8 protein-coding genes and 1 pseudogene are annotated in these 7150 nt (G+C 43.0%); 7 read left to right on the top strand and 2 right to left on the bottom strand.

Annotated features, from left to right (window positions below):
• The first annotated feature begins 178 nt into the window (after positions 1–178).
• Complete coding sequence (locus tag B9J84_RS08740; RefSeq protein ID WP_010319894.1) at positions 179–1033, top strand: MIP/aquaporin family protein; 855 nt, start codon at positions 179–181, stop codon at positions 1031–1033.
• Between the two features lie 52 nt (positions 1034–1085).
• Positions 1086–2606 carry a glycerol kinase GlpK gene (glpK, locus tag B9J84_RS08735; RefSeq protein ID WP_026027877.1) on the top strand — a complete coding sequence of 507 codons (1521 nt, stop codon included), beginning with the start codon at positions 1086–1088 and terminating at the stop codon, positions 2604–2606.
• A gap of 149 nt (positions 2607–2755) precedes the next feature.
• On the opposite strand, the gene B9J84_RS08730 is transcribed toward glpK, so the two are convergent.
• Positions 2756–3007 carry a YgjV family protein gene (locus tag B9J84_RS08730; protein WP_013867916.1) on the bottom strand — a complete coding sequence of 84 codons (252 nt, stop codon included), beginning with the start codon at positions 3005–3007 and terminating at the stop codon, positions 2756–2758.
• Between the two features lie 307 nt (positions 3008–3314).
• Positions 3315–3632, bottom strand: coding sequence for a DUF496 family protein (locus B9J84_RS08725; protein WP_010319897.1), 318 nt, complete (start codon positions 3630–3632; stop codon positions 3315–3317).
• A 190-nt stretch (positions 3633–3822) separates the two neighbouring features.
• Here B9J84_RS08725 and B9J84_RS08720 point away from each other — a divergent pair, with 190 nt between their 5' ends.
• The 5 genes and pseudogenes from B9J84_RS08720 to B9J84_RS08700 all read left to right on the top strand — a co-directional run.
• Positions 3823–4026, top strand: coding sequence for a hypothetical protein (locus B9J84_RS08720; RefSeq protein ID WP_026027876.1), 204 nt, complete (start codon positions 3823–3825; stop codon positions 4024–4026).
• Positions 4027–4083: 57 nt separating this feature from the next.
• Entirely contained in the window at positions 4084–4737 is a 654-nt protein-coding gene (locus tag B9J84_RS08715; RefSeq protein ID WP_094123967.1) for a YceH family protein, read from the top strand.
• Complete coding sequence (locus tag B9J84_RS08710) at positions 4738–5061, top strand: GIY-YIG nuclease family protein (RefSeq protein WP_094123966.1); 324 nt, start codon at positions 4738–4740, stop codon at positions 5059–5061.
• 95 nt (positions 5062–5156) lie between these two features.
• Positions 5157–6308: a conjugal transfer protein TraF gene (locus tag B9J84_RS08705; RefSeq protein ID WP_094123965.1), complete on the top strand. Its 1152-nt coding sequence runs from the start codon at positions 5157–5159 to the stop codon at positions 6306–6308.
• Positions 6309–6532: 224 nt separating this feature from the next.
• Positions 6533–7150 (top strand): annotated as a pseudogene (locus B9J84_RS08700) (ABC transporter substrate-binding protein); the annotation flags it as partial.

The raw sequence follows: 7150 nt of genomic DNA, 5'->3' as shown, positions 1-7150 counted from the left end.
GCGTTAATGAGCAGAAGATCAAAATAATGAGTTAATTAACAAAAAACGATATTGCAAGTAACAAAATTGTGTTCGAACGCTCATAAATGCGGTTTTTTAATTTTCGTGGGAAGAAAAATGTGCAAAATTTGCCACACACAAACATTGTGTACACAAAAAATAAACAAGGACACTTACTATGACTCGAACAAAACAACATACTCTTCTCGGAGAGTGTATCGCGGAGTTTATCGGCACCGGATTGCTGATTTTTTTCGGTGTAGGCTGTGTTGCTGCCTTAGTTCTTACTGGCGCACAATTTGGTCAGTGGGAAATCAGCATCATGTGGGGCTTAGGTGTGGCAATTGCCATCTATTGCACTGCGGGTGTTTCTGGAGCTCACATTAATCCGGCGGTGACCATTGCACTGGCCGCCTTCCACGGCTTCAACAAAGCAAAAGTACTTCCCTATATTGCGGCGCAAATGCTCGGTGCATTCTGCTCTGCTGCTCTGGTTTACGGCTTGTACAGCAACCTTTTTACTGATTATGAAATCGCACACAATTTTGTACGTAGCAGTCAAGAAGCGTTAGCCACAGCGGGTATTTTTTCTACCTACCCTAATGCTTCATTATCATTTGTTGGTGCATTGGCGGTCGAATTTGTCATCACAGCAGTATTAATGTTCGCTATTTTGGCACTAGGTGATGAAAATAACGGCGCACATCGCAATGCAATGAACCCATTGCTGATTGGTATTCTGATTGCGGTTATCGGTGGTTCACTTGGCCCATTGACTGGCTTTGCAATGAACCCTGCGCGTGATTTTGGCCCTAAATTGTTTGCCTACTTAGCTGGCTGGGACTACGCACTAACAGGTGCAAAAGATATCCCATACTTCATCGTACCTATCATTGCTCCTATTGCTGGTGCCTGTTTTGGGGCATGGGCTTACCCTAAATTTATTGGCGCGTACTTACCTACTGTCGGCGTAGGCTGCACCATTCCAAACCAGTGTGATGACGTAGAAGAAAGTGAGCAAGCTCACGTCTAAAATAACGACAACACTTTATAAAACGATTAACGTGAAAGATAAGGAAAAGACCATGACTGAGCAGAAATATATTGTTGCCCTTGACCAAGGAACAACAAGCTCACGTGCTGTAGTGTTAGATCATGATGCTAACATTGTCAGTGTTTCTCAGCGTGAATTTACCCAGATCTACCCTCAAGCTGGCTGGGTTGAACATGATCCACTGGAAATTTATGCGACGCAAAGTTCGACGCTAGTAGAAGCACTTGGCAAAGCTGGTATTCGCAGTGATGAAATTGCGGCGATTGGTATTACCAACCAACGTGAAACTACGGTGGTGTGGAACAAAGAAACGGGTAAACCAGTCTACAATGCGATTGTATGGCAATGTCGACGTACCGCATCCATTTGTGAAGAATTGAAAGCTCGCCCAGGGCTAGAAGAGTACATTCGTGAGAATACAGGCCTAGTGCTTGACCCTTACTTCTCTGGCACCAAAATCAAATGGATTTTGGATAATGTCGAAGGGGCTCGTGAAGACGCCGAGGCTGGAAAACTGCTGTTTGGTACAATTGACTCGTGGCTCGTTTGGAACATGACACAAGGCCGTGTTCACGTTACGGATTATACCAATGCCTCTCGCACTATGCTTTTCAATATCAACAACTTGCATTGGGATGAGAAAATCCTAAAAGAGTTTGATATTCCTTTGTCTATGATGCCTGAAGTGAAGAAATCTTCCGAAGTTTACGGCCAAACCAACATTGGTGGTAAAGGCGGGACACGTATTCCTATTGCTGGAATTGCGGGTGACCAGCAAGCTGCGCTTTATGGGCAGATGTGTGTTGAGGCGGGCCAAGCAAAAAATACTTACGGCACTGGTTGTTTCTTATTGATGAACACAGGTAAAGAGAAAGTCACCTCACATAATGGCTTGCTAACAACTCTAGCTTGTGGCCCTGCTGGTGAACCTTACTACGCGCTTGAAGGTGCAGTCTTTATGGGCGGTGCATCGATTCAATGGTTGCGTGATGAATTGAAACTGATTTCAGATGCGCATGACTCAGAATATTTCGCTACGAAAGTTGATACGGCCAACGGCGTTTATGTTGTGCCAGCGTTTACTGGTTTAGGCGCGCCGTATTGGGATGCTTATGCCCGTGGTACGATTGTTGGTTTAACGCGTGGCGTGAATTCGAACCATATTATTCGTGCGACCTTGGAAAGTGTCGCTTACCAAACACGTGATGTACTTGATGCAATGCAAGCTGATTCTGGCATCAAACTGTCAGCATTACGCGTAGACGGTGGCGCGGTAGCCAATAATTTCTTAATGCAATTCCAATCAGATGTGCTTGATACCGAAGTACACCGTCCTAAAGTGACGGAAGTGACCGCGCTAGGAGCAGCCTATTTAGCTGGTCTTGCGGTTGGCTTTTGGGGAAGCTTGGATGAGCTTGCTGATAAAGCCGTGATCGATAAAACATTCGTTCCTCATCAAGATGAAGAGAAGCGCGATCGTCGCTATAAAGGTTGGAAACGTGCGGTGAAATGTGCTCAAGCTTGGGCAACTATGCACGATGACGAAGAGTAATACTTAGCCTTATGGCCTCTATGTATCCCCCTGCTAGAGGCTTTTTGCTTGGCTATTTATGTTTTTGCTCTCTGATTTATCGATAAAAAATGCTCTGTCATCGTGGCAGAGCATTTTTTTACACGTCAATTTTTATTATTTTGGGTTTATCATGCAGCGCTTTTGGCGTCAGCCGTTTTTTTTTCTCGTTGCATCTTGGCTAAAAAGTAGATGTTTACGCAGGCGATAAAACCGTTGGTGAGCACTACAGGCCATGAATCAATCATGAGTCCGTAAGCGGTAAACAGTGCACAACCAACAAAATTAAGAATACGCAGTTTAACGATATCTTTCATTGTCAGCGAGATTGCCACCATGATCGAAGCTGCATAGCCCAAAATTTCAACCACATTCATTTCCATAATTTGACCCTCTTAATATATGCCGAACGATGTCGGTACCAATCTTCTCGCCGTGAGATAAGTGAGGAAGCTCCGTGCCTCGAATGGTCATAATTGATTTACTGTGTATAAATATAACAATAGCTAATATGTGATAAAAGACTCAAAACTAGGTTCGGTGAAGGTTAGCGATTACGCAAACGTTTAATGTCTATCACATAAAATTTATCGCACTTTTTGTTGATAGAAATATTGATTTGTTTTGTGAATGTTTTGGTCATAAAAAAACCCGTCTTAAGACGGGTTTCGAAGATGGTCGGCATCAATTTTACTTTTTGCCTTGAGTCATTTGTTTATCTTTATCGGTCAGCTCGCGAATACGACGGCTAATATCACGGCGCTCTTTTGAAATTTCTGCGCTTTTGATGATGTGATCATCGACGCGATCTTCGTAATCGGCTTTCATGTTATTGATGATCGCCATGACTTCTTCGTGGGTCATATCCGGTTTCATGTAATCGAGTAAGTTTTCAAGCAATTCAACTCTTTTACGGTTATCACGAACTTTTTTCTCGTTATCTAGCAGTTCACGTTTCAGTTTATTTTTACGGCGAGCTTGGTTAACAATTTCAAATACGATACTCATAGGTTCCTTTTCCCAACTTGAATGTCAATGCCATTGATTAAATCATATCGAGCTGATTCATAACAGCCTTTAGATCAATCCTGACTCACTCTTGATTAAGAAATAATCACTCTAGTCATGAGTGATTGTATTGGTACGGATAGGCGCTATATCATGTACCTTTCAAATCGCTATCTTATGGTATTTAGAGATGCAACTTTCAGAAATTTTAGTACCTAAAAGAAAAGATGTACCTGCAAACGCTGAACTGCATCATAGTGTTAAATTGCGTGAAGCTTATATTAGCGAGCGTGAGAAGCTGGAGATGACCGAGTTAGAGTTAAGCCGTGCAAAGATTGTGATGATTGATAGCAATGGGAAAATCATCCGAATTTCACTGTTGTTAGAACACTAATGCAACATCGATTGTGGCCTCAATTAGGAAACTCCGCTTAGAAAAAAGGAAATTATAATGAACATTGAGCTCTCTCCCCTAGAAGCACGAATTATTGGCTGCTTAATTGAAAAAGAAGTGACCACGCCTGATTACTACCCATTAACGCTCAACAGCTTGACCACCGCATGTAACCAAAAAAGTAACCGTGAGCCAGTGCTGTCATTAACCGAAGCTGAGGTTCAAGATGCCGCTGAGGGCTTGATCGCTCGTCGCCTGATGAGTGATGAAAGTGGTTTTAATAGCCGAGTGAGCAAATATCAGCACCGTTTCTGCAACACCGAATTTGGCGATTTAAAGCTGTCAAATCAAGAGCTTGGTTTGGTGTGCTGCATGCTGCTGCGTGGGCCACAAACGCCGGGAGAGTTGCGCACTCGCACTAACCGATTATGCAGTTTTACCGATGTAAAAGAAGTCGAAACTATTCTAGACGGTTTAGCCAACCGTGAATCAGGCCCGCTGGTGGTGAAGCTGCCGCGTGAACCGGGCAAGCGAGAGTCGCGTTATCAACATCTCTTTTCTGGAGAGGTTGACGTTGAAGATTTAGAGCAAACCTTTGCTCATGGTCCGGAAGGGGGGGCGACTGCTCGTATTGATCAGCTTGAACAGGAGGTTCACGCATTAAAAAATGAAGTCGCCGAGTTACGCGCTTTGGTGGAAAGCTTACTGTAAGTGAATAAGGTTCCCCACAAAGATAGCCCGGACTGGTGGGTTTATTTGGTTCGAACCCGCCATCAAGCACTGTATTGCGGTATTACAACGGATGTTGAACGACGCTTTGTACAACACCAAACAGGGAAGGGTGCAAAAGCGTTACGAGGTAAAGGACCGTTATTATTGGTTTGGTCTCAACGTGTAGAAGGCGGTAAAAGCCTCGCTTTAAAAACTGAGTTAGCGATTAAAAAACTGACCAAATTGCAAAAAGAACAGTTGGTGGCAGGGCAAGAGAATGTTCATTTCTCTGTTAGTGGCATGGATGATTTTGGTGACGATTAGGTTTGGTCAGCGGCATTATTCGCCAATTTCATGTGCAATGTAAAAAATTGTATTAACCTTGTTTAGGGAATAATAACAACAAGGTTGGTTGCAATATGAACAGTTACAACAAATGGTCAGTGGTCTCGTTGCTCTTGTTGGCTTGTGCTTCTGCGCAAGCGGCGAACACGATAGCTGACGCACGTGGTAATGGAATGGGGAATACTGGCGTAACAACGGCCGATTATCTGCTAGCCCCATTCTATAATCCTGCTTTGGTGGCCGTGTATCGGAATAATGACACGTTTGGCGTGCTTTTCCCTGCGGTAGGTGGTGCGGCTAGAGACCCAGACAAAAGCCTAAAATCCATTGATGACCTGCAAGATAGCATCAAAGCGTTTGAAAATTCCGGTACACCCAATCAAAGTGATATTGATAAACTTAATCAGTATTTAGACCAGCTTGCCGATGACAAACCTCTTGCTGCATCGGCGGGCATTGGTATGGCGATAGCAATTCCTCTCGATCTAGTTTCACTTAATATTTTTGCGCGTGGGCACGCGGAGGTGATTGCGCGTTCTGATATTGCGGCAAATACAGGCAGTAGCGGCACCGACGTTGAGAATCGTTATAAAAATTCAACCGTTGATCTGATTGCATTTGGTTACTCAGAATTTGGCCTAACACTGGCCAAAATATACAACATTCGTGGCCAACAATTTTCATTTGGCATTACGCCAAAAATTCAACAATTAAGAACCTATAAGCAAAATGTTTCGGTAAAAGAATTCGATCTTGCTGATTATGACAAAAGCGAAACGAACGATAATGCCTTCAATCTTGATTTAGGGGCAGTATGGTTAATTAACGATTTTCGAGTGGGTGTTGCGGTAAAGGATCTTTTTGCTCAAGAATTAAAAACCATTGACGGTTTAAGCTCATATGATTTGGATACGCAAGTCACAATCTCGGGTGGATATGTCACTGAGTTTTTCACTGCTGCAATTGATTTAGATGCAACAAAGCAGAGTCGTTTCCAAGACCAAAAAGATGATACACAATACCTACGCTTTGGCTTAGAAGGTAATGCTTGGGGATGGGCACAGCTTCGTGCGGGTTATGAAATCGATTTAGAAGACACTTTGGACAACGCCGTGACGTTTGGCATTGGCATCAGCCCCGGAGATCTTGTCAGTTTCGATCTTGCAGGAAACTATGCTGGAGATAATCAATTTGGCATTTCTGGAAATTTAGCTTTCACCTTTTAACTATAGGAAAGCATTCTGATGCTTTTGTTTAGTAAATGAGCGGTTATGAGTGCAAGCCAGTTTTTTTAGTGGTTTGCACTATCATTTATGAGGAACATACTTAATAATCAAGATGATATACGGGCTACTTGTTTGATCCTTCATTGGGTAGTCCGAGAATATGATGAGTGCGAAATCAGCCATTGTGTGTCATTAAATCCAGAAGTTAGTGTAACGAGAATGCCATGAGAAAAATCCTGCTCCTTTCATTTGTATTCAGTGTCAGTGTGGCAGCCTCCACTCAGGCTGCAGCGCAAGTTTTAAATGGTTATTGGCGATATCAAGAGTTTTTGGATCTTAATCCTGCGCAGCAGGCTCTTACCGACCAGATGATACAGGCAGTGCGTCAACCTCCTGCTGTACTCTCAATAGAGCAAGATAAACCTATTCATATTTCTGTTGTTTATCCAGGTCAACAAGTTTCCGATTATTGGGCGCGCAATATCAAAGCCTTTGAGATGCGTTTAGATGAACTTGGGATTAGATACCAAATTAACCAAGTCTTCACTCGTCCGAATGTCGATATTCGCCAACAAAGTTTATCGTTGATGGAAGCGATCAGAAACAAATCCGATTACTTGGTGTTTACGCTTGATACCATCCGCCACCGTAAATTTATCGAGCAGTTGTTAAGTTCAAATCAAACCAAAATTATTCTGCAAAATATCACTACGCCAGTAAAAAGTTGGGGAGATCGCCAGCCTTTTATGTACGTGGGGTTTGATCATGAAATTGGCACAATGAAACTGGTGGATTACTACAAAAAGTCGGCGCCAAAGAATAGTGCTTATTCCGTACTCTAT

Source organism: Vibrio sp. V03_P4A6T147 (assembly GCF_002241085.1).
Classification (GTDB): domain Bacteria; phylum Pseudomonadota; class Gammaproteobacteria; order Enterobacterales; family Vibrionaceae; genus Vibrio; species Vibrio anguillarum.
Note: the sequence above shows the minus strand (reverse complement) of the source record. Positions and strands in the feature narration are given on the sequence as shown.